13 protein-coding genes and 1 pseudogene are annotated in these 22,425 nt (G+C 66.0%); 5 read left to right on the top strand and 9 right to left on the bottom strand.

The features are described 5' to 3' along the window. Window positions 1–80 precede the first annotated feature (80 nt). The 6 genes and pseudogenes from ACD584_RS04150 to xerD form a co-directional block, all read right to left on the bottom strand. Window positions 81–7,136: an ESPR-type extended signal peptide-containing protein gene (locus ACD584_RS04150; RefSeq protein ID WP_076036433.1), complete on the bottom strand. Its 7,056-nt coding sequence runs from the start codon at window positions 7,134–7,136 to the stop codon at window positions 81–83. Window positions 7,137–7,340: 204 nt separating this feature from the next. Further along, window positions 7,341–7,568, bottom strand: coding sequence for a hypothetical protein (locus ACD584_RS04145; RefSeq protein ID WP_175611579.1), 228 nt, complete (start codon window positions 7,566–7,568; stop codon window positions 7,341–7,343). 100 nt (window positions 7,569–7,668) lie between these two features. Next, a pseudogene (locus ACD584_RS04140) lies at window positions 7,669–7,773 on the bottom strand (serine protease); the annotation flags it as partial. Between the two features lie 859 nt (window positions 7,774–8,632). Next, window positions 8,633–12,679: a phosphoribosylformylglycinamidine synthase gene (gene purL, locus ACD584_RS04135; RefSeq protein ID WP_076036435.1), complete on the bottom strand. Its 4,047-nt coding sequence runs from the start codon at window positions 12,677–12,679 to the stop codon at window positions 8,633–8,635. A gap of 331 nt (window positions 12,680–13,010) precedes the next feature. Continuing rightward, on the bottom strand, window positions 13,011–13,805 hold the full coding sequence (locus tag ACD584_RS04130) for a DsbC family protein (protein ID WP_011035896.1): 795 nt from the start codon (window positions 13,803–13,805) through the stop codon (window positions 13,011–13,013). Window positions 13,806–14,056: 251 nt separating this feature from the next. Beyond that, window positions 14,057–15,028 (bottom strand): site-specific tyrosine recombinase XerD, encoded by a 972-nt coding sequence (gene xerD / locus ACD584_RS04125; protein WP_076036436.1) that lies wholly within the window; start codon window positions 15,026–15,028, stop codon window positions 14,057–14,059. 87 nt (window positions 15,029–15,115) lie between these two features. Here xerD and ACD584_RS04120 point away from each other — a divergent pair, with 87 nt between their 5' ends. After that, complete coding sequence (locus ACD584_RS04120) at window positions 15,116–15,583, top strand: RDD family protein (protein WP_076036437.1); 468 nt, start codon at window positions 15,116–15,118, stop codon at window positions 15,581–15,583. 178 nt (window positions 15,584–15,761) lie between these two features. Here ACD584_RS04120 and ACD584_RS04115 read toward each other — a convergent pair whose 3' ends face one another. Genes ACD584_RS04115 through lptF form a run of 3 tightly spaced genes read right to left on the bottom strand, consistent with a single transcriptional unit; the run spans window position 15,762 to window position 18,309 of the window. Beyond that, complete coding sequence (locus ACD584_RS04115) at window positions 15,762–16,124, bottom strand: hypothetical protein (RefSeq protein ID WP_076036438.1); 363 nt, start codon at window positions 16,122–16,124, stop codon at window positions 15,762–15,764. Continuing rightward, complete coding sequence (lptG, locus tag ACD584_RS04110; RefSeq protein WP_011035892.1) at window positions 16,124–17,230, bottom strand: LPS export ABC transporter permease LptG; 1,107 nt, start codon at window positions 17,228–17,230, stop codon at window positions 16,124–16,126. The genes ACD584_RS04115 and lptG overlap by 1 nt, the downstream gene beginning before the upstream one ends. Next, on the bottom strand, window positions 17,227–18,309 hold the full coding sequence (lptF, locus tag ACD584_RS04105; RefSeq protein ID WP_011035891.1) for an LPS export ABC transporter permease LptF: 1,083 nt from the start codon (window positions 18,307–18,309) through the stop codon (window positions 17,227–17,229). The genes lptG and lptF overlap by 4 nt, the downstream gene beginning before the upstream one ends. A gap of 107 nt (window positions 18,310–18,416) precedes the next feature. On the opposite strand from lptF, the gene ACD584_RS04100 reads away from it, so the two are divergent. From ACD584_RS04100 to ACD584_RS04085, 4 genes are all read left to right on the top strand, one after another. Beyond that, entirely contained in the window at window positions 18,417–19,898 is a 1,482-nt protein-coding gene (locus ACD584_RS04100) for a leucyl aminopeptidase (protein ID WP_076036439.1), read from the top strand. A 114-nt stretch (window positions 19,899–20,012) separates the two neighbouring features. Then, window positions 20,013–20,438: a DNA polymerase III subunit chi gene (locus ACD584_RS04095; protein ID WP_005995970.1), complete on the top strand. Its 426-nt coding sequence runs from the start codon at window positions 20,013–20,015 to the stop codon at window positions 20,436–20,438. Between the two features lie 9 nt (window positions 20,439–20,447). Beyond that, entirely contained in the window at window positions 20,448–21,680 is a 1,233-nt protein-coding gene (locus tag ACD584_RS04090) for an AAA family ATPase (RefSeq protein ID WP_014506588.1), read from the top strand. Window positions 21,681–21,682: 2 nt separating this feature from the next. Beyond that, complete coding sequence (locus ACD584_RS04085) at window positions 21,683–22,348, top strand: hypothetical protein (protein ID WP_043921595.1); 666 nt, start codon at window positions 21,683–21,685, stop codon at window positions 22,346–22,348. Window positions 22,349–22,425 lie beyond the last annotated feature (77 nt).

The following is a 22,425-nucleotide window of genomic DNA, read 5'->3' as shown; positions in this document are numbered from 1 at the left end:
CCACGGTCCTCGCCCGCCCCCTCAGGCCTTGCTCTGTCGCGACGGCGCACGACGGCGCCGTCGCTGTTTTCAACCGTGCGTTACCAACCGAAACCGGCACCTACGCCGATCGAGCTGTCGTCGCCGCTCAATGCGCCACCGATGGTCACCGTGGCGCGTGGGCTGATCGCCCGCTGATAACCCACCGACAACGCCGACTCGCCGTTCTGGAAACCGACACCGGCACCGATGCGGTTTTGCGAGGCAATACCGGCCACGCTGGCGGACATGTTCAACATCGCCGAGCCCATCGCACCTTGACGATCGAGGCGACGGTTCTGCCGGCGCAGGCGGTCTTCGATATCGCCCTGATAGGTTTCGAAGCTGTCGGCCATCGCGCTGTAGCGGCTGTCGGTGTAGCTGTTGGCTGCGGCCACGCCGCTGTCCAACTGGCCCTTGTTGACCGCATCGGTGGCGCGCGTACCGGCGGCCACATTGGCCACCTGACGCTCACCGCCCACGCTGCCCACCGAGACCGTGTTGGCGCGGTCGGCAACCGAGCCCTGGCCGAGTGCCACCGCACCCTGCGCACCGGCGCGGGCACCCTGCCCGATCGCCGTGCCCGAGGCCGCACTCACCTGCGCGCCTTCGCCCATCGCCACTGCATTGGTCGCCACCGCAGCAATCTGCGTGTTGGCACCCACTGCGGTGCTGCCATCGGCATTGACGCGTGCATTGCTGCCAATCGCGGTGTCGTTGGGGCCGTGCGCATACGCGCTGCCACCGATCGCGGTGCCAGTGATGTGGTTGGCCACAGCGGCGTTGCCAACTGCCGTCGAGGTGGCCGCCGGCGCGGCCGTGCCAACGACCGCAGCGGTCGGCGTGCCCTGCACGCTTGCGCTGTTGTCAGTGACATCGCTGCTCGCTGCCGTCGCTGATGCAGCCACCGCCGGAACCGCTGCGGTGCGCAGCGAAACCGTGCGTGCAGCGGTAGCCGTTGCGGTGCCGCCACGTGCATCCAGCTCGGTGACCTTGCTGTCCAACGCGGTCAATGCGGCACCGACGTTGTTGTAGCTGGCACCCTGGATGACGTAGGTCGGCGCAACGAACACACCTTGTGCGCCGATCGCCGCACCACCGCCGAGGAAGCTGGCGGTATTGCTGAGCGACTGGAAGAACTGGCCACCGTTGATCGCATCGGTGCTGGCATCGGCAATCGCGCCGGCACCCACATTGACGATGCGACGCGTCGCCGGGCCACCGCGGCCGTTGCCGCTGCCCACCGACACCACGTTGGCTTCGTAGGTGCGCGAACCGGAACCCAACGCCACCGAATCGGCGCCGCTGGCACCCGCATTGGCACCGAGGGCGACGGCGTTGGCGCCGCTCTGGCGCACAAAGGAGTTGTAACCCAGCGCAACGCCGTTCTCGCCGATGGAGTTGGTCTGCCGCCCCATCGCCGTGCTGTTCACGCCGCTGGCGCTGCTGTCCACACCCATCGCGCTGGCGCCGGTGGCCGAGGCAGTGCTGCCTGCGGCTACCGCCACGCTGCGTGCACCGCTGGCGGTGGCGCCAGCACCGGCGGCGGTAGCGCGATCGCCCGTTGCACGGGCCACGCCCTCGCCGGTGGTCTGCACCATGCCGCTGGTGGTCTGCACATCGGCCGCCAATGCATCCAGCTGGCCCTTGTTGACCGCATCGGTGGCGACTTCGCCGTCGCTGACGTTGACGATCCGACGCGTTGCCGGGCCACCGCGGCCATTGCCGCTACCGACCGACACCGTATTGGCTTCGTAAGTGCGCGAGCCCGAGCCCAATGCCACCGAATCGGCGCCGGTGGCACCGGCATTGGCACCGAGTGCAACACCGTTGACCGCGCTTTCGCGCACGAACGAGTTGTAGCCCACCGAGACCGCGTTTTCGCCGATTACGTTGACCTGGCGGCCGACGCCGGTGCTGTTGATGCCGGTGGCCGACGCATCCACGCCGACCACGCTTGCACCAATCGCATCGGCGCGGCTGTTGCCGCCGATCGCCAGCGTGTTATCCGCAAGTGCGGCGGCGCTCTGGCCCAATGCACTGGCGTTGACGCCGTCGGCATAGGAATTCCAACCGATCGCGGTGGTGTAATCAGCCGTGGCCCATGCGCCGGCACCGAATGCCGCTGCACCGGTGCCCGACGCACGTGCCGGGATGAAACCGAAGAACGTGCTGCCGCCCACGGCCACGCTTTCATCGCCGGTGGCTTCGCTGAATTCACCCACGGCCACCGCGCTGGCGCCGGAGGCCAGCGACGCGGCACCCACTGCGGTGCTGTAGTCGCTGGACGCCACTGCGCCGTAGCCCAGTGCCGACGACAAGCGGCCGCTGGATTCGCTGTAGCCACCGAAGGCGGCACTGCCCACGTTGGACGCAGCGCTGCGGAAACCGACCGCCGTGGCCTGGTTGTCCGAGGCCACTGCTTCGCTACCCAGTGCGGTGGTGTAGGTCGAAATGGCCTGCGCGCCGGCACCGTTGGCGGTGGCACCGATATCGCTGGCCAGCGCGTTGCTGCCCACCGCGCTGCTGTTTTCGCCCAGCGCCTGGGCGTTGTTACCCACCGCTGCAGCGCCGATGCCGCTGGCCAGCGCATCCATGCCGAGTGCGGTTGCGTTCTCGGCAACCGCCTGCGCCCCTGCACCCACGGCGGTGCTGTTATCGCTGCTGGCATTGGCACCTTCACCGGCGGCCAGCGCGTTGTCGCCTTCGATGTAGGCACCGGCATCGCTGTCGTCGCTGCCACTGGCCTTGAAGTACTTGCTGGTGCCCTGCGCGGTTTCAGCCACCGCGGTGAGCTGGTCCAGATTCACCGCATCGGTGCCTTGCGTACCGGCCGCGACATTGGTGATCTGGCGCTCGTTGCCGGCACTGCCCACCGACACCGCAAAGTCGCGATCGGCGACCGAATCGGCACCCAGCGCCACGCTGCTTTCGCCGGTGGATTCGGCGAAGTTACCCAGCGCGGTGCTGCTCAAACCCGGAGCCCACGCCGCGCCGCCCAGCGCGGTGGAAAAGTCGCCGGAGGCCTCGGTCGGCAACAGGCCGAGCAAGGCGCCACCCACCGCCACGCTGTTGTAGCCGCTGGCAACGCTGGCCTGGCCGGCCGCGATGCTGTAGGCACCGGAGGCAGTGGCATCGCCACCGACCGCCACGCTGCTGGAGCCGCTGGCGGTGCTGAAGTTACCCAGCGCGGTGCTGTTGAAACCGCTGGCGGTGGAATAGCCACCCAACGCGGTGGAGTAGTTGGAGGTGGCTTCGGCGCCAAATCCGAATGCGGCCGCGCTGGTGCCATCGGCCACGCTCTCTGCACCGACCGCCGTGGCGGACTCGCCCGTGGCACTGGCGAAATAGCCCAGTGCGGTGCTTTCGGTGCCTTCGGCCACGCTCAGGGCGCCACCGGCAAATGCACCATCACCAGACGCGCCTGCCGCTGCGCCCACTGCCGTGCTCTGCGCACCGGAAGCTTCGCTTTCGCCGCCCAGGGCCACGCCGTAATCACCGCTGGCCTGGCTGAAAGCGCCGGTCGACACGCTGCCGTAGCCGCTGGCAGCGGCGTTGTAGCCGGACGCATTGGCGTACTGCGCCGTGGCGCTGGCACCGCTGCCGATGGCGACCGCACCGATCGCAGTGGCCTGGCTGCTGGCGCCGAATGCGCTGCTGTAGTCGGCATCGGCGGTGGCATTGGAGCCGGCAGCCGTGGCGTCTTCGCCCTGTGCGAACGCGGTGCCGTCACCGGTGCCCGCATACAGACGCGCGGTGGTCTCGGCAGTGCCGGCCACGGCGTTGAGCTGGTCCAGGTTCACCGCATCGGTGCCTTCGGTACCGGCGGCCACGTTGGTGATCTGCCGCTCGCTCCCCGCGCTACCTACCGACACCGTGTTGTCGCGATCGGCGATCGAACCTGCACCCAACGCAACGCCGTCGTCGGCAGGCGTATACGCACCGCTGCCGAGGCTGACGCTCCGCGTGCCCGAGGCGTTGGATTGCCAGCCCAAGGCGACGCTCTCGTTACCAGGCGCATAGGACTGGCCGCCAATCGACGTGGCGCTTCCACCCGTCGCAACGGCGTAAGTGCCAAGGGCGACCGAATAGTAGTTGCTTGAGTTCGCATTGGCGCCTAGCGCCACTGACGAATCATAGCTTGCCCGCGCATTTGCGCCCAACGCCGTGCTGTCGCCACCATCGGCCACACTTTCGGTGCCGATCGCGGTGTCGCGATCCATCCGCGCCACACTTTCAGCACCGATCGCCGTTGCTCCGCGCCCACTGGCGACGCTGGCGCCGCCCACGGTCGTGCTGAAATTTCCCGATGCCATGCTGTCGCTACCCAGCGCGGTGGCGTAGCCATCAACGGCACGGCTGTTGTTCCCCACTGCCGTGGCAGAGGCGCCACTGGCGGTGGCGTAGCCGCCGATGGCCGTGGAGTACGCATCGGCTTGGCTGCCCGCGCCCAGCGCAATGCCCTGGTCGCCTTCAGCCTGCGCTTCCCAGCCCAGCGCGATACTCTCATCGCCAGCCGCATTGGATTGGCCACCGAGCGAAATCGCACGTGGGCCGTACGCGTTTGCGTAGGTGCCAACGGCAATCGAGCCAGTGTCGGCTGCATACGCATTCGGGCCCAGCGCGGTGCTGTCGTCACCGTAGGCCACGCTTTCGGTGCCGATGGCGGTACCACCCTCACCCCACGCCACACTGGCAAAACCCAGCGCGGTCGATGCCGCTCCATTGCCGATGCTTTCGTAACCGATCGCCGTTGCACCACGCCCATTGGCGATGCTGGTGCCGCCCACGGCGGTGCTGAAATAGCCGGATGCGTTGCTGTCGCCGCCGAGTGCGGTGGCATAGTCGTCGCCGGCACTGCTGTTGAAACCGACCGCAGTGGCATTGGCAATGCTGGCATTGGCGTTGCTGCCGACCGCCGTGGTGCCCAGCGCAGAGGCCAGGCTGCTCACGCCGAGCGCAATGCTCTCGTCGCCCGATGCATTGCTGGCACCGCCCAGTGCAACGGTGCGCTCGCCGAAGGCATTGCTGTTTGCACCGATCGCGGTGGATGCAGTGCCACCTGCAGCGGCATTGGCACCGAAAGCAGCGCTGTCGGTACCGAACGCCACGCTTGCACCACCCACAGCGGTGCTGGTGCCGCCGAACGCCACGCTACCCACGCCCAGTGCAGTGGAGTCCGCGCCATTGGCGATGCTCTCGTAACCGAGCGCAGTCGCGCCGCTGGCTGTGGCCCGGGTTGCACCGCCCACGGCGGTGCTGCCATCACCCGAGGCACTGCTGTTGCCGCCGAGCGCGGTGGTGTTTTCCGCGACTGCGGTGCTGTTGAAACCGACTGCCGTGGCGTTATCGGTGGTGGCATTGGCGCCACTGCCAACTGCGGTTGCGCCCTGCGCCGATGCCACGCTGCTGGAACCCAGCGCGGTGCTGTAATCGTTGAATGCTGCAGCGTTGGAACCGGCCGCAACGCTGTCGACGCCTTCTGCAATCGCAGCGCCGTCGCCGGTGGCGACAAACGAACGCGCAGTGGCGGATGCAACGTCGGACACCGCGGTGAGCTGGTTGAGATTCACCGCATCGGTGCCTTCGGTGCCGGCGGCGACGCTGGTGATCTGGCGCTCCGCACCAGTTGCGCCCACCGACACCGTATCGGCGCGCGTGGCCACCGAGTTGGCGCCCAAGGCCACCGAGTTCGCACCGCGAGCGGTGCTGTAATACCCGAGCGCGGTGCTGAGTTCACCGCTGGCCCACGACTCCGGACCCACGGCAGTGGCACCTTCGCCCGGTGCATAGGCGAAGTAACCCACTGCAGTGGCTTCAGTGCCCGAGGCTTCGCTGAGCGTGCCGACCGCCGTGGTGTAGGTGCCCGAGGCAATTGCGCCGGCGCCAAGCGCGGTGGCGGCTTCGCCACTGGCCTGGGTCTGCACGAAGAACCCTAGCCCCGGAATCAGATCCACCGGGCCGCCGACGGCGGTGCTGCTGGTGCCGCTGGCGCTGGTCTGCGTGCCCACGGCCGTGGAGTAGTCGCCGGTGGCGTTGGACACCGCGCCGAATGCCGACGACTGCGCGCCGGCCGCGTAAGCGCCCACGCCATACGACGAGGCAGCGAAACCATCGGCGCTGGCGCTGGCGCCCACCGCGGTGCCGCCCACGCCGGCGCTGGTGGCACCGGTGTCAACCGGCACACCGCCATTGGTGATCAGCGGGTTGCCGTCTTCATCCACAGCGGCTCCGCCCACCGCCACGCTGCCCGGCCCGTTGGCCTGCGCGTTGTAGCCGAATGCGGCGCTGTTCTGGCCCACCGCAAGCGCGTTGGCACCCACGGCGATGGCGTTGTCGGCCTGTGCATTGGCGCCGCTGCCCACGGCGAGCGCGCCGCTGCCGAAGGCGTTGGCGGCATCGCCGGCAGCCACCGCACCAGCACCATCGGCATACGCGCCGATGCTGTCGTCACCCGGCTGTGCCTTGAAGAACGTGGCGGTGTCTTCGGCCACCTCGGACACGGCCTGCAACTGCGCCACGTTGACCGCGTCGTTGGCGTTGACACCGGCGGACACGTTGGTGATGCGGCGCGTGGCCGGGCCGCCGCGGCCATTGCCGCTACCGACCGACACCACGTCATCTTCGTGGGTGCGCGAACCGGCGCCCAGTGCCACCGAATTGGCGCCGGTCACGCCGGCATTGGCGCCGAGTGCCACCCCATTTTCGCCGGCCTGGCGCACGAAACTGTTGTAGCCGATGGCCACTGCGTTTTCGCCGATGGCGTTGGTCTGGCGGCCGATCGCGCTGCTGTTGACGCCACTGGCGCTGCTATCGGCGCCGGTGGCCACCGCGCCGGTGGCGCTGGCGTTGCTGCCTGCACCGATCGCGGTGGCATGGGCGGCGGGCGCCGACGCGCCGCGGCCAACTTCGACCGACTGCGCACTGGCGGAAAGGGGAATGGCGATGCCGGCGCTACCCAGCGCCAGGGCGATCGCGGCGGCCAGGGAGAGTCCCTGACGGCGGTCAATCAGCGCGGCCGATGCCACGCTTCCCGGGCTGTCGCCGCTGGCCAATTCCGATGCCACGGCCCACACACCCAACGATTTGTTCCAGACCTTGCGATAAATCCGATTCATCGACGTCCTGCTCCTGAAGTGGACTGGTTTTTAGCGATTCCCCACCACCGCAAAAGCCTTCCAGCCAATGCGATCCCCCTGTGGTTACTGGCGCCATGGGCCGGGTGGCGGTGCGCGGAATTCCCCGCACCTTGGGATAGTCAAAAAATGAACGCTACCCAACCATAGAACTGGGCGAAGTGTTAACAGCGCTCCAATCGGGCGTCAAGTTTTTGACACGCCAAGCGCATAAGCGTGATAGCCGTCACGCTTCAGACTGGTTTTATTAATTTTTCGATAAATCTTTGGAAAACAGCAACCTAGGTCACGCCATGCCTCACGCCGCCACGCTGAATAGGCGTGTCCGGGCAAGACAAAAAAACCCGCCGGCAGGACGCCGGCAGGCTTGGTTGCGCAAAAAATGGGCAGGAAACCGGTCAGGCCGGCGGCCAACGCGGCCCACGTTGGCCGCTACCGGAATAAGCGTGGCCGGGATGCGTCGCAGGCGCCAACAAATCGTCGCCGTGCGCGTTCTGCAGCACGGCGTGCCGGATCACTGACGCGCGAGCAGGCTGACCCCGTCAAAGCTGGCGCCATCGAGTTTGACGATGTAGGTGCCGGCACGCGGCGCGGTGAGGCGCACGGTCTGGCTGGTGCCGAGCAACGGTGCCGATCTCCCGCGTATTTTCAACGTGCAGGCATGCGACCCATTCCGCCATAAACGCGCCGCTCACGACCGTCATTCAACTCAGTTTGCTTCATTGAGACCTGACTGCGATTGGTCTGACATGAAGAAAACAATCACCACGCCAGTGAGCTCAAGCCGCCCTTAGGGTTTAGCGAAACGCAATCGCCCACCTTTTGTCGACGGAATAGACAGCGCAAAGCAGCAAAAAGCTATATGCCGAAAAAAATATGGCAGAAATTTTATAACTCGCAACGCCGACAGAATCCATTTGAAAGCAAGATCCGGATGAGATTAACTTCACGCATGCAAATATATGATTTTTTGATAAATACCAATCAGCATTGAAGTTAATAGAAAATCAGGTATTGCTTTAGATTCCAGAAACATGCGATGCAGACAAGCGACCACCGGCCACGCTGAATTGAGCAGGTGCAGGGCACTGACTCAGCCCCTGCATCTGCGCAGCTGACGTGCAGCAGCCAAATCGCACCCAATCCTTGGTACGCGCCGCTCATCCCGCACCGCTGCATCCATGTGAGCCTGATTCGGGCCAACAACATTGCGATGCCACGCTGGGAGAGCCTCCTCTCCCGTGGATGTTGGCGTAGCGTCCGCGTCCAATCGGTGCCCGCCAGCTCGGCGGTACGCGCCTCGCCCCCCCCCACGGCCGATGCTCGCCAACTGCGGCGGCATCAGCGCGCATTGCAGCGACGGGCGCGCAGCTTCCGTGCGATCCGATCACCCAAACAACAACGGCCGTGTGCATTGCTGCACACGGCCGTTCGTTGACGCTCTCAACGCGGCATCACCCGATGCCGCGTCACATCACTCAACCACACCACACCCGCGCATTGCGGAACATGCGCAGCCACGGCGAGTCCTCGCCCCAGCCCGCCGGATGCCAGCTCAGATTGACCGAGCGCGGCGTGCGCTCCGGATGCGGCATCAAGATGGTGGCGCGCCCATCGGTGCTGGTCAGGCCGGTGATGCCGTCGGGCGACCCGTTCGGATTGAGCGGGTACTGACTAGCCGCCGCGCCGTCACCGTCGATGAAGCGCAGTGCCACGCGCGCCGCGGCCTGATCCACCGCCGTGTCGAACTCGGCGCGGCCTTCGCCATGCGCCACTGCCACCGGAATACGCGAACCGGCCATGCCCCGCAGCAGGATCGACGGCGACTCCACCACTTCCAGCAGCGCCGTGCGTGCTTCGAACTGCTCGCTGCGGTTGCGCAGGAAGCGCGGCCAGTGCTCGGCACCGGGAATGATGTCCTTGAGCTGGCTCAGCATCTGGCAACCGTTGCACACGCCCAGCGCAAAGGTATCGCTGCGCGCAAAGAACGCGGCGAACGCATCGCGCAGCGCCGCACGCTCCAGGATCGAGGTGGCCCACCCGCGGCCGGCGCCCAGCACATCGCCGTAGCTGAAGCCGCCGCAAGCCGCAAACCCTGCAAACTGCGCCAGGTCCACGCGGCCTTCGATCAGGTCGCTCATGTGCACGTCGAACGCACGGAACCCGGCACGCTCGAAGTTGTACGCCATCTCGATCTGGCCGTTGACGCCCTGCTCGCGCAGGATCGCCACCTTCGGCCGTGCACCGGTCGCCACGAATGGCGCGGCCACATCCTCGGACGGGTCGAACACCAGCTTCGGGCGCAGCCCCGGTGCCTGGAAGTTGCGCGCCACCGCGCGTTCTTCGTCGGCACTGTCCGGGTTGTCGCGCAACTTCTGCATGGCGTGCGTCACCGACCACCACGCATCGAACAGCGCTTCCCAGCGCCATTCGGCCAGCACCCGGCCCTGGCCGCTGACACGCACGCGCGGGGTGCCGGTGGGGCGTGCGATGCGTTGCGCGCATTCGGTCAGTGCATGCCGCTCGACCAGATCGGCAAACGCGGCGCGGTCTTCATTGGCGATCTGCACCACCGCGCCCAATTCTTCGTTGAACAGGCTGCGGAAGGCATCATCGCCCCAGGCGTCGAGCGTGATATCCAGGCCCTGGCGCGAGGCAAACGCCATTTCGCACAGCGCGGCAAACGCACCGCCATCGCTGCGATCGTGATACGCCAGCAACAACCCACCCTCGCGTGCATCGCGGATCAGTTCAAAGAACTGGCGCAGCCGCTGCGGGTCATCCAGGTCCGGTGTTTCACCACCGAAGGCCGGCAACGCACTGTCATCGGCATACACCTGCGCCAGCACCGACCCACCCAGACGCTGCTTGCCGCCACCCAGGCCGATCAACCACAGCTCGCTCTCGTCCTCGCGCTGCAGCAACGGAGTGAGCTGCGTACGCACATCGCTGACCGGCGCGAATGCACTGATGATCAACGACACCGGTGAAACGCTTTTCAGCGTTCCACCGGGAGTCGGGAGTCGGGAATCGGGAATGGCAGAAGCGGACGGTGCTGGCGTTTCACCATTCCCGATTCCCGATTCTCCATTCCCGACCTGCCACTGCGCCTGCATCGACAGCGAGTCCTTGCCCACCGGGATGCTGAGCTCCAGCGCCGGGCACAGTTCCATGCCAACCGCGCGCACCGCGTCGTACAGCAAGGCGTCTTCGCCGGCGTGTCCGGCGGCAGCCATCCAGTTGGCGGAAAGCTTGATGCTGTCCAGCGTCTGCACCGGCGCCGCACACAGGTTGGTGATCGCCTCACCCACCGCCATGCGCGCCGAGGCCGCGGCGTTCAGCAGCGCCAACGGCGTGCGCTCGCCGATCGACATGGCTTCGCCATCGAAGGTCTCGAACCCGGCCAGCGTGATCGCGCAATCGGCCAACGGCAGCTGCCACGGCCCGATCATCTGCTCACGCGCGGTCAGCCCGCCCACGCTGCGATCGCCGATGGTGACCAGAAAGCTCTTGGACGCCACGGTCGGATGCGCCAACACGCGCAACCCGGCCTCCTGCAGATCCAGCGCCCCGGTCTGCAGCACCGGCCACTGCGGCGCCGCCGGATGCACGGCATCGCGGTGCATCTTCGGCGCCTTGCCGAACAGCACGTCCATGGGCAGGTTGATCGGGAGCGGAGAATCGGGAGTGGGGAATAGGGAATGGGCGGAAGCGGCCTCGGCAGCCGGCAACGCGCTGTTGCGATTCCCGATTCCCGATTCCCGATTCGCTGCGTCAAAAACGCCATACCCCACCACCAGTCGTTCCTCGGCCGTGGCGACGCCGACGGCGGCGAACGGGCAGCGTTCGCGTGCGCAGATCGCGGCGAATTCGTCCAGGCGCGCCTGCGGCACGCCGAGCACGTAGCGTTCCTGCGATTCGTTGCACCACAACTCCAGCGGCGACAGCGACGGGTCGTCGCTCGGCACCCTGGCCAGGTCGATCACCCCGCCCACGCCGGAGTCGTGCAGCAACTCGGGGATCGCGTTGGACAGGCCACCGGCGCCCACGTCGTGGAACCAGCGGATCGGGTTATCGGTGCCCAGCGCCACGCAGCGGTCGATGACCTCCTGGCAGCGGCGTTCCATCTCCGGGTTCTCGCGCTGCACGCTGGCAAAGTCCAGCGCCTCGGCGCTGTCGCCGGCGGCCACCGAACTGGCGGCGCCGCCGCCCAGACCGATCAGCATCGCCGGGCCACCCAGCACGATCACCGCATCGCCCGGCTGCAGGCGCAGCTTTTCGACCTGGTTGCGGTCGATCGCGCCCAGGCCGCCGGCCAGCATGATCGGCTTGTCGTAGGCGCGGGTCAGGCCCTGGCCTTCGGCGAGCTCAAAACTGCGGAAGTAGCCGAGCAGGTTTGGCCGGCCGAATTCGTTGTTGAATGCCGCGCCGCCGAGCGGGCCGTCGAGCATGATGTCCAGCGCCGGCGCCATGCGCGGATTCAGCGCGCGCGGCGCTTCCCACGGCTGCGGCAAGCTCGGGATGCGCAGATGCGACACCGAAAACCCGGTCAGGCCGGCCTTGGGCTTGCCACCGCGGCCAGTGGCACCTTCGTCGCGGATCTCGCCGCCGGCACCGGTGGCCGCGCCCGGGAACGGCGCAATCGCGGTGGGATGGTTATGGGTTTCCACCTTGATGGCGAAGGCCGAGGGCACCACCGCTTCGCTGCGGTATTCGCCGTTGGCCGGATCGGGGCGGAACCGCGCCGCCGGCACGCCTTCCACCACCGCCGCGTTGTCGCTATAGGCCGACAAGGTGTGCTGCGGGGTCTGCTGGTGGGTGTGCTTGATCATCCGGAACAGCGAGCGCTCCTGCGGCTTGCCGTCGATGGTCCAGCTGGCGTTGAAGATCTTGTGCCGGCAGTGCTCGGAGTTGGCCTGCGCGAACATCATCAGTTCGACGTCGGCCGGGTCGCGGCCGAGCGCGGCAAAGCGCTCACGCAGGTAGTCGATCTCGTCCTGCGCCAGCGCCAGGCCCAGATCGCCATTGGCCTGTTCCAGCGCATCCAGCGGGATGCGTTCCAGCTGGCCGGGATCGGGCACGTTGAACAGCGCTTCGGCCGCTGCGGCCGAGCCGAGCAGCGATTGCGTCATCGGGTCGTGCAACAGCTTGGCCAGCGCGGCCTGATCGGCCTCGCCTTCCGGCCACCCGGCCAGATCGATCCGGGTGCCGCGCTCCACGCGCTGGATCGGCTGCCCGGCTCCGCGCATCAGCTCGGTGGCCTTGCTCGACCACGGCGACAGCGTGCCGAGCCGTGGCACCACGTAGCGCGAAGAGGCAGCCTCATCGCGCGGCGCAGGCGCCGGCTCGGCCTGCAGGATGCGCTGCAAGGTGGCCTGGTCGGGCGTGCGCCCGGCATCGGCACGGATGAAGTACACGTGCCAGGCGCCAGTGAGACGCAGCGCGGGGACGAGGGTTTGCAGGCGGGTTTCGAGCCGAGCGCGGCGGAACGGCGAAAGGGCGGAAGCGCCCTCGAGGACCATCATGTCCGGGGAACCGTGTCAGAAACGGGGCCGATTATTGTAACGGAGGTTGGCCGGCCGGCGCCGACCGGGCGCAGTTGCCGCGTTCCGGCCGATCAGGCGGGCTGCGGTGTTTCTGTGGACCGCGTCGCCGCGGCCTGTTGTGGCCGGCCAGGCGAGCTTGGTCTCAAACTGGGCTCAGCCCACGCCCTACACAACACGCAGTGGGCAAGTGGGCATCCGTGCAGCCCAGACAGCACAAAGGCCGGGACACTCGCGCATCCCGGCCTTCGTTGATGTCCCGCGGCCAGAGACCGCGGTCGTGCGCTACCGGGCCTGGCCGGCATGACCGCCCTTAGCGGCTGCCGCCCGCCGTGGTGACCGCGCGCTTTTCCAGCGCCTCGCGCAGCTGTGCCGGCGGCAGGTAGCCACCCAGCTGGGTGCCGTCGGGCGCGAAGATCGCCGGGGTGCCGTTCACGCCCAGGCGCTGGCCAAGGGTGTACTCCATCGACACCGGGTTCTTGCAGTCCTTGGCGTTGACCGGCTGGCCGGACTTGGCCGCGGTGAGCGCCTGCTTGCGGTCGGCTGCGCACCACACCGCGATCATTTCCTTGTGGTCCTGGCTGCCCAGGCCCATGCGCGGGAAGGCCAGATATTCCACCGCGATGCCCTGCTTGTTGAGCTCACCGATCTCGCTGTGCAGCTTGCGGCAGTAGCCGCATTCCACATCGGTGAACACCGTCACGGTGTACTTCGGGTTGGCCGGCGCGAACACGATGCGGTCGGCCTTGGGAACGGTCTGCAGCTGCTTGCGGCGGTAGGCCAGCAGGCCCTCGCTGGCCGCGAACTGCTTGTTCTGGATGTCGAACGGCTGCGCCTGGATCAGGTACCGGCCGTCATCGCTGACGTACAGCACCTGCCCGCCCACCACCACTTCGCGGAAGCCCGGGAACGGGGCCGCGCCGATATAGTCCGGCTTGAAGTCCGGGTCCAGCGCCTTGAGCGCGGCGCCCACGCGCTGGTCCACATTGCCCGTGGCCGGTGCGGCGGCAGGCTTGGCGGCGGTGTTGCTCGCGGCCGGCTGCGAAGACTGCGCACAGGCGGTAAGGCTGATCGCGCCGAGCAATGCGGCGATGGCAAGACGATACATTCACGCATCCAGTACAGTGGGATGGCGCGATTCTCGCACAGCGCGGATGAAGCTTGGCCGCGTTCGCTGGACCGCTTCGTTGCAGGCGCCGTGCATGCGCCTGATGCAATGGCGGGCGGACCGGCGCGCTCAGAGGCGAACTGCGACGCCGCCGGAGCGAGGCGTAAGTGCCGCAACGGTCGGGAGCATCGGGAAGGCTCAGCTGGCTGCGGCAACGGCTCGCAGCCACCGCACCGCTCGCAATCGCGGCATCACCCGCGCGGATGATGCCGTGCGTGCAAGGTCTGCAGATGCTGGCGCGCCACCAGCGTGTAGATCTGGGTGGTGGAGAGCGAACTGTGCCCCAGCAGCATCTGCAGCGCGCGCAGGTCGGCGCCGTGATTGAGCAGATGGGTGGCAAAGCTGTGCCGCAGGCCATGCGGGCTGACCGTGTCCGGGTCGATGCCGGCAACCGCCGCATAGCGTTTGACCAGGCCCCAGAACTGCTGGCGGCTCAGCGGCCGGCGCGCGGCGTCGATGAACAGCGGAACCTGCCCGTCCACCGCTGGCACCGCCTTGCGCTCGGACAGCGTGCGCCGCGCGGTCTCCAAATAACGTTCCAGCCAGTGCTGGGATTCCTCGCCCAGCGGCACCAGCCGTTCCTTGCTGCCCTTGCCGGTGACCCGCAGCACGCCCTGGCGCAGGTTGATCGCCACGGCCGGCAGCGTGACCAGCTCGCTGACGCGCAGGCCGGCCGCATACATGAGTTCGAGCATGGCGCGATCGCGCAGGCCCAGCGGCGTGCCGATCTCCGGGGCCGCCAATAGCGCATCGATCTGGCTTTCGGTCAGGGCCTTGGGCAGCGAGCGCGGCAAGCGTGGCGGATCCAGCAGTGCGGTGGGGTCGTCGCTGCGCACGCCATCGCGCAGGCACAACGCGTAGAAGCCGCGCAGGGTCGAGAGCAGGCGCGCATTGCTGCGCGGCGCGTAGCGCGCCTCGGTGCGCCAGCGCAGATAGTCGAACAGCGCGCTGCGGTCGGCGCCCTGCAGGCCACCGCCGGCGCCATCGCGCCACCGCGCCAGCCCTTCCAGATCGCGCCGATAGCTGTCCAGGGTCTGGCGCGCCACGCCCTGTTCGGCCCACAACCGATCCAGGAAGCGCTGGATCGCCTGATCGTCCTCCGCCCGCAGGGGCGGCAGTTGCTGGGCACGTTGGCGGCGTTCGGCGGGACTGCTGGCAGACATCGCCCAAGCTTAGGGCCTGCCGCTGCGCTGACGGTAGCCCCGCATCGCCCGCTTGCCCGATCGCCCGCGCCGGCTATGCTCGCGTGCATGACCTCGATCCCTGCCCCGCTGACCGCACGCGCACCTGCCCTGGTGGGCTGGCGACTGCTGGCACTGTGCTACGACGCCTGGCCGGTGCTGGCGCTATGGATGCTGCTTTCGGCCGGCTTCACGCTGGGGTTCACCCTGGCCGGGCATCCGGCGCGCGAAAACATTGCCCCTTTCAGCGGCTGGCAATGGCTGTTGTGGCTGTGCTGCTGGATCGCGGCGGGTGTCTACGCCACGGTGAGTTGGCGCCGTGGGGGCCAGACGCTGGGCATGCGCCCGTGGCGGCTGTCATTGACCGGCCCGCAAGCCTCCTGGCGCGCGTTGTGGATCCGCTATGCCGTTGGCACCCTATCGCTGGCCCTGGGCGGTGCGGGATTTTGGTGGGCATGGCTGGATCGCGACCGGCTGACCTGGCATGACCGCGCGAGTGGCACCAGGCTGCAGCGGATCGCAAAAAAACCGACCTGACGTTCCCGGGCAGCGTGAGGTTACGTGCCGCCTGGACGCCTGCCGTCGCAGCGGGACGCGGCGGCCGCGCAACTATACTTGCCGGTGGCTAAAACCGTGCCAGTTCGACGGCCCAACTACCCGATCAAGGCGCATGGCCGTGCACTGCACCGTGTCACCCAGCGCGTTTGCACGTCTGTCAAACACGGAAACGAGGCGCCCAACTCACTACCTTGTCTGCACCGGGGTTGGAAGCATCCTTCCAAAACGGGTGATGACCTCTGATGGTGTCTTCCACCACCTTACCCAACAGGTAGAGCCCCACGAACATGGGCGCCGCCATCAGCACATAGGCCATTGCCCAGGGAAGCCAACCCAGCAGCACTGTCAGGCCCAGGCCTTCTGCGACCATCGACTGCAGCAGCACCGGTAACTGCTTCCACACCAACCGGCTTTTGTAATCGACCTGCGGATCGTGTGCCCAACGCAGGCACTGCACGATCAGGACAGCGTACGGCACACACAGCGCCAAGCCGAAGACACTCAGCCGGCGGCGGCGCATCAGCTACTGCGCCGCCGGAACAACCACGCCGAGACTCCCAGCATCACCATGGGCGGCAAGGCATAGGCGATGCGGTAGTCGAGCTTGAGCGCACCGGCCATGCGTCCGAAAAACAGCTGCAGCAGCCAGAAGCCCAGCGCGAACAGGATGCCCAGGAACAAGCGCTTGCCCAGGCCGCCGCTGCGCAACGAACCGAACGAGAACGGGATCGCCGCCAGACACAGCGCCAGCACGTTGAGCGGGTAGAACCAGCGGCTCCAGTACTGATCTTCGTAATCGCTGGCATCCAGGCCGTTGCGACGGCGGTACTCGATGCTCTGCCCTAGATCATGTACAGACAGGTTGCGCGGCTTGGCCAGGCCGGCCGCCAGCGCCTTGGGGTTGAGCTGCGACTGCCACGGCAATTCGGGGAAGGTCTCGCGCTGCACGGATCGTGCCTGGAAGGTATCGCGGCGCACCTGGCGCAGCGTCCAGCGGCCCTCACGGTGTTCGGCGACCGCGGCGTAGGTCAGTTGCTGCATCTGCCCGTTTGCATCGAGGTGGTAAAGCCGCACGTCGTGCAGGGTCAACGCAGTTCCGCCATTGTCCAGCAACTGTTCCTCGCCACTGAGTGCATTGAGGAACGTATCGCCTTCGCGCGCCCACAGGCCGGAATACCGTGCCGAGGTCATATCGCTCTGATAGCGGGCGCTGGTCTTGAGCGTATCGGCCTGACTCTGTGCCCACGGGCCCACGGTCTCGCCGCTGATTACCATGGTCGCGGTGAGCAAGGCCATCGCCACCACGACCGAGGCAGACATGCGCTTGCGCGACACGCCCAGCGCCCGCAACGCGGTCAGCTCGGAGGTCGCCGCCAGCTGGCCCAGGCCCATCAGCGCGCCGATCACCGCCGCGGTCGGGAACAAGGTGTAGGCCCGGCGCGGCACCGTGTAGGCGACAAAGGCGATGGCATGGCCAAAGCTGTAACTGCCCTGGCCGATACTCTTTGCCTCGCTGGCAAACGCGTTGACCACGTCCAGGCCCAGCAGCACGGCCCAGGTCAGCAGCACCGTGAACAGCACGGCGCGCCCCACATACCAGTCATGGACCCGCGGCATCAGCTTCATGCGCGCGCCCTCGGCCGCGACAACCGGCCATCGCGGGCATAGGCCCAGATCGATACCGCCAGCAGCGGCAGCGTGAGCCACCACAGCCCAAGCGCGCCCGGCACCTTGCCGTTGGCGATCCACTGGGTGCCGACGATCATCAGGTTGGTGCCGACCAGGTAGGCCAGGAACGCCAGCATGATGCGGCCGTAGCGCTGCTGCCGCGGCGCACTGCGCGACAGCGGCAGGGTCAGCAATGCGAAGGCCAGCGCCAGCAGCGGCGGGGCAAGGCGCCGGTGCAGCTCGGCGCGCGCGATCGGCCGCGCATCCCCGATAAGCTTGAACGTGGACATCACTTCCGGGTCGTTGGCGTCGTGCGCCTTGGTGCGGTCCGGCAGGGCCACATCGTTGCTGGCGAAGGTCATCAAGCGGTAGTCCAGGCCTTGCGCACCGGCCGGGCCTTCGATGCGATGGCCATCTTCCAGGCGCAGGTAGCGGTCGGTCTTGCCCTCGAAGAACATGGCGCCGCGCTCGGCGGTGACCACGTCGATGCGGTCATCCTTCTGGCGCTGCATGAAGACCTTGCCCAGGCCCTTGCCGTCGGGGGAGATGGTGGTCAGGTAGACCACGCCGCCGCCGGACAACGGGGTGAACTTGCCCGATTCCAGGCCGGCCATCACCACGCTGCGGTTGGCATCTTCCAGCATCAGCTCGGCGGTGCGGCTGGCCCAGGGGCCCAGCCACAACGAGCAGGCGCCAATCACCACCACCACCGGCACCACCAGCCACAGGATCGGGCGCAGCATGCGCCGCGGGCCGATGCCAATCGCCGTGATGACCGCCATTTCTGAATCGCGGTACAGCCGCGCCAGCGCCAGCAGCAGGCCCAGCATCAGCGCCAGCGGCAGGATGATCGGCAGGTAGGCAACGAATTGCAGACCCACCTGGGACAGCAGCAACCGCGCGGGGATACGGCCATCGGCAATATTGCCGAGGATATCCACTAGCACCCCGCCCACGCTCACGACCAGCAGCACGATGAGGGTTGCCAGGAAGCTCTGGGTGAAATCGCTAAGCAGATATCGATCGAGCTTCGGCATAGGGTGGGCTTGTTTTAAACTCTCGGATTCGTTCGCGGCGCCGCCAGCCTAGTCAGGTTGGCGTAAACAGCCCGCGATTGTACGGATTTGCCTACGGAATCTGATCAATGGCCCTGCAATTCACCCTGAACCAAGACGCGCCGGCAAGCGCCCACGTCGACTGCATCGTGGTTGGCGCGTTCGCCGACAAGATCCTCTCGCCCGCTGCCCAGGCGCTGGACAGCGCCAGCCAGGGCCGCCTGACGGCGCTGGTGGCACGGGGCGATGTGGCCACCAAGACCGGCACCACCACCCTGGTGCATGACCTGCCCGGCGTGCAGGCCCCGCGCGTGCTGGTGGTGGGCCTGGGCGATGCCGCCAAGTTCGGCGTGGCGCCCTACCTCAAGGCCATCGGCGATGCGGCCCGCGCATTGAAGACCGGCCCGATCGGCACCGCCCTGCTCACCCTGACCGAACTGCCCGTCAAGGCACGCGACGCAGCCTGGAACATCCGCCAGGCCGTCATCGTCAGCGACCATGCCGCCTACCGTTACACCGCCACGCTGGGCAAGAAGAAGGTCGACGACACCGGCCTGACCACCCTGGCGATCGCTGGCGACGACGCCCGCGCCCTGGCCGTGGGCATCGCCACCGCCGAAGGCGTGGAGTTCGCCCGCGAGCTGGGCAACCTGCCGCCGAACTACTGCACCCCGGCCTACCTGGCCGACACGGCGGCCGCCTTCGCCGGCAAGTTCCCCGGCGCCGAGGCCGAGATCCTGGACGAGCAGCAGATGGAAGCGCTGGGCATGGGCTCGCTGCTGTCGGTGGCGCGTGGCTCGGCCAACCGCCCGCGCCTGATCGTGCTGAAGTGGAACGGCGGCGGCGAGGCGCGCCCGTACGTGCTGGTCGGCAAGGGCATCACCTTCGATACCGGTGGCGTCAACCTGAAGACCCAGGGCGGCATCGAGGAAATGAAGTACGACATGTGCGGTGGCGCCAACGTCATCGGCACCTTCGTGGCCACGGTCAAGGCCGAGCTGCCGATCAACCTGGTGGTGGTGGTGCCGGCGGTGGAAAACGCCATCGACGGCAATGCCTATCGTCCCTCGGACGTGATCACCAGCATGTCCGGCAAGACCATCGAGGTCGGCAACACCGACGCCGAAGGCCGCCTGATCCTGTGCGATGCGCTGACCTACGCCGAGCGCTTCAACCCCGAAGCGCTGGTGGACGTGGCCACGCTGACCGGCGCCTGTATGGTGGCCCTGGGCCACCAGACCGCCGGATTGATGAGCAAGCACGACGATCTGGCCAATGAACTGCTGGCCGCCGGCGAGCACGTGTTCGACCGCGCCTGGCGCCTGCCGCTGTGGGACGAATACCAGGGCCTGCTGGATTCCACCTTCGCCGACGTCTACAACATCGGCGGCCGCTGGGGTGGCGCGATCACCGCCGGCTGCTTCCTGTCGCGCTTCACCGAAAACCAGCGCTGGGCGCATCTGGACATCGCCGGCGTGGCCAGCGACGAAGGCAAGCGCGGCATGGCCACCGGCCGCCCGGTCGGCCTGCTGACCCAGTGGTTGCTGGACCGCGCCGAAGGTGGGAATTGAAAATCGGGAATAGGGAATCGTGAAAGCCCTTTCCTTTCAGGCACCGCCGCGACCTTCGAGGTCGCGGCGGTGCCGTGACCATTCCCAATTCTCCTCTCCCGATTCCCTGCCCTGATGCCCCGTGCCGACTTTTACCTGATCGCCAAACCGCGCTTCCTCGACGAACCGCTGCGGCTGGTCTGCGAGCTGGCGCGCAAGGCCAACGATGCCAACCTGTCCACGCTGATCCTGGCGCGCGATGCCGCACAGGCCGAGGCGCTGGATGACCTGTTGTGGGCGTTCGACGACGAAGCCTATGTGCCGCACCAGATCGCCGGCACCGATGAGGAAGACGAACTGGCGCCGGTGCTGATCGCAACGCCCGAGTTCGCCGCGCCCTCGCGCCCGCTGGTGATCAACCTGCGCGACGACCCGTACCTGGGCGCCTGCGACCGCGTGCTGGAAGTGGTGCCCGCCGACCCCGCCGCCCGCGAACCGCTGCGCGAACGCTGGAAGCAGTACAAGGCCCTGGGCCTGGAACTCACGAAATACGACATGTAGGGGAAGGATATGGCATTAATCGAAGGCTTTCGTGTCCGCAACTATCGCGCGCTGCGCGATATCACGCTTGGACGCCTATCTGCTGAACAGCAGGGTGATCCGCTGACTCCTTTCACCGTTGTCATCGGCAAGAACGGTGTCGGAAAAAGCACGCTATTCGATGCCTTCGGCTTTGTCGCCGACTGCTTATCGAAGGACGTGGAATCGGCCTGCGACGATAAACAACGCGGAGGCTTTGAGCGCATGCGCTCCTTGGGAACTGAGGAATCCATACGGTTCGATATCTATTACCGAGAAGCCAAGGGCGAACGCCCCATCACCTACGAGCTGGCCATCAATCTGGACAGCAGCGGGCGACCATTCGTCGAGTCAGAGGTTCTCAAGCAACGTCGCAAAGGACAGAAACACGGCCGCCCCTACCCATTCTTACGCCTGCATCACGGCGTTGGAAAGGTATGGGCTGGCGAAGAAGCGGTGGAAACATCCAGCGGCGAAGAAGATCGCGCTCAAGAGGATGTGGAGCTCACTGATTTGCGCCAGTTGGGAATTGCAACTCTTGGCACATTGAAAGAGCATCCGCGCATCAAGCGTTTCCGCGACTTCCTGAAAGGCTGGTATCTCTCCTATTTCCACCCGGACTCTGCACGCTCCATACCTTCGGCCGGGGCTCAGCGACATCTCGATGTGCATGGCGAAAACATCGGAAACGTCGTTCAATATATGGAACGCGAACATAAAGAACGTTTCAAAACAATCCTTGACCGTATCGCGGCAAAAATTCCTGGCGTGCACAGCATCAGAACAACTGTGACGCAAGACAAACGCGTGCTTCTTCAATTCAACGATGGTGCCTTCAACGATCCCTTCTATGCTGGCCAGATGTCGGATGGAACGCTGAAAATATTTGCATACCTGCTCTTGATGGAAGATCCTGAACCACCACCATTTATCTGCATCGAGGAGCCCGAGAACGGTCTTTACCATCGATTACTCGATTCACTTGCGAGTGAACTGCGAAGCCATGCCACGGGAAAGAAGAACGCCCCACAGATCTTCGTCACCACCCACCAGCCCTATTTCGTAGATGCACTTTCAACCAAGGAAGTCTGGATACTCGAGAAAGGAAAAAATGGATTTTCCACCATTTGCCGGGCGTCCGATATCGATTTGGTGCGTAATCTCGTAGAAGAAGGATTGCCCCTCGGTGGACTTTGGTATGGCGACTACTTGGATACAAAATAAGTATGCATATTGAAGTCCTTGTGGAAGACAGTTCTGGCGCCAAGGTGGTGAGCATGCTGCTGCCAGCCGTCATCGGGCTCCATGGAGAACCGCATACGTGGCGCATCCACCCCTACAAAGGAATCGGACGACTACCAGCCGGCCTTTCGACTACTGCAGACCCTGCGAAGCGCGCATTATTGAACCAGCTTCCCAGACTCCTCAGCGGGTACGGCAGGACGCAAGGCGTAGACGCAGTAGTTGTTGTCTTAGATAGTGATCGACGCGACTGCGCTACTTTCCTGGCCGATTTGAAAGCCGTGCTGCAGCGGTGCAATCCGGCGCCGAAGACTCTTTTTCGCCTCGCGATCGAGGAAATGGAATCCTGGTTCCTGGGTGACAAGCCAGCTGTGCTCGCTGCCTATCCAAAAGCAAGAAAAGAAATACTTTCGGGCTACCAGCAGGACAGCATCTGTGGAACCTGGGAGCTATTGGCGGACGCAGTTCACCCTGGCGGATCTGCAGCCATCATGAAAGCTGGCTGGCCGCTACCTGGCGAGGTCAAGCATGCATGGGCCGACCATATCTGCCCCAAGATGGATGTAGAGCTCAATCAGTCTCCAAGCTTCTGTAAGTTTCGCGATGGACTGCGTAAGCTGACACAAGCTTATGGCGCAATGAATCACTGACAGATTTTCCAATTACGTTACTTCCCATCTCTGAAAAAACGAAAAAAACTGCATTCTGGTGCTAACTAGCGCCGCTT

Origin of the sequence: Xanthomonas sp. NCPPB 2922 (assembly GCF_041520885.1) — a bacterium.
Lineage (GTDB): Bacteria > Pseudomonadota > Gammaproteobacteria > Xanthomonadales > Xanthomonadaceae > Xanthomonas > Xanthomonas campestris.
Note: the sequence above shows the minus strand (reverse complement) of the source record. Positions and strands in the feature narration are given on the sequence as shown.